1 protein-coding gene is annotated in these 1151 nt (G+C 67.0%); it reads right to left on the reverse strand.

Translation table 11 applies throughout. From position 1 onward, the window contains the following. Entirely contained in the window at positions 1–1080 is a 1080-nt protein-coding gene (locus MHA02_RS21815; RefSeq protein ID WP_147082677.1) for an IS630 family transposase, read from the reverse strand. Positions 1081–1151 lie beyond the last annotated feature (71 nt).

A 1151-nucleotide genomic window follows, 5' to 3' on the forward strand; every position in this document is an offset into this window, starting at 1 on the left:
CTAGTGGTGCGAGTCTAACACTTGGTGCCCGCGCCTTGCGGCCTGGATGATGCGATCCGGATCGGCGGTCCAGGTGAAGGGCTTCGGGTCGCCGTTACTTTCGGCGATGAAGCGTTTGATGGCCGCCTGCACCTCGATCAACGATCCGAACACGCCGCGCCGCAGGCGGCGTTTTGCGAGCTTGGCGAAGAAGCCCTCGACGGCGTTGAGCCACGAGGCTGAGGTCGGGGTGAAGTGGAAGGTCCAGCGCGGGTGGCGGTCGAGCCAGGCACGGACCTTGGGGTGCTTGTGGACGGCATAGTTGTCGAGGATCGCGTGGACGATCTTGCCCGCCGGAACTGCAACCTCGACCGCGTTGAGGAAGCGGATGAACTCCTGATGCCGGTGGCGCTGCATACAGCGCCCGATCACCTTGCCCTCCAAGACGTCCAGGGCGGCAAACAGGGTCGTCGTGCCGTGGCGCTTGTAGTCGTGGGTGCGCGTCGTCGGCTGACCCGGCTTCATCGGCAAGGAGGCCTGCGTGCGGGCAAGCGCCTGGATCTGGCTCTTCTCATCGACCGAGAGCACGACGGCATGGGCGGGCGGGTCGACGTAGAGCCCGACGACGTCGCGCAACTTGGCAGCGAAGGCCGGGTCGGTGGAGAGCTTGAACTGCCGGATCCGATGCGGCTGCAGACCGTGCCCGCGCCAGATCCGCTGTACCGACGAAATGCTGATGGCCGCGACCTTGCTCATGGCGGCGGCCGTCCAATGCGTGGTCTCGCCGGGCGGGTCTCCCTGCGTCAGAGCCACCACGCGCGTCGCCACCTCCGGCCCCAGCGGCGGGATGCGCGCTGGTCGCGTCTTATCGCGCAGGAGCCCGTCGACGCCCTCCTGCGCGAAGCGGTCCTGCCAGCGCCAGACCGCTGTCTTGGATACGCCCGCCTCACGCATGATCGCGTGCGTCCCGAGCCCATCGGCGCTCAGCAGCACGATACGGGCGCGCCAGACGTGCTTCTGCGGCGTGTTTCGATCCGCGACCAGGGCTTCCAGCCGAAGGCGATCCGAGGCGGAGAGCGTGAAAGAGATGCCACTGCGCATCCCCCAGACTCGCAGGACGGAGCCCAAACCGAAACCCCGAACGGACTCAACCGTCAGGGCTCAACCACTAG

Source organism: Methylobacterium haplocladii (assembly GCF_007992175.1).
GTDB classification, from domain to species: Bacteria; Pseudomonadota; Alphaproteobacteria; order Rhizobiales; family Beijerinckiaceae; genus Methylobacterium; species Methylobacterium haplocladii.

What these genes read in the sequence shown, in the direction of transcription:
- MHA02_RS21815 (WP_147082677.1), bottom strand. Translation starts at nt 1,080, where the DNA reads ATGCGCAGTGGCATCTCTTTCACGCTCTCCGCCTCGGATCGCCTTCGG.